We start from the raw sequence: 234 nt of genomic DNA on the forward strand, positions 1-234 counted from the left end.
GCCCACAGCTACGACGACGACGTGCCCTACACGCCCGCGTGGCAGGAAGCGATCACGGGCGTGAAGCGCGCCGACGTGATCAACGTCGCGCGCCAGTTCGCCGAGAATGCCGACAAGACCGAGGGCAAGTCGATGGTCATCATCGGCGCGGGCATCAATCACTGGTTCCATATGGACATGGCGTACCGCGCGATCATCAACATGCTGGTGATGTGCGGTTGCGTGGGCAAATCG

General features: G+C 62.4%; 1 protein-coding gene. It reads left to right on the forward strand.

What is annotated here, in order from left to right:
* Positions 1–234, forward strand: a 234-nt coding sequence (locus SB786_RS37765; RefSeq protein WP_410731781.1) for a molybdopterin-dependent oxidoreductase, incomplete at both ends; no start/stop codon positions are given.

Origin of the sequence: Burkholderia sp. SIMBA_062, from assembly GCF_046534765.1 — a bacterium.
Lineage (GTDB): Bacteria > Pseudomonadota > Gammaproteobacteria > Burkholderiales > Burkholderiaceae > Burkholderia > Burkholderia ambifaria.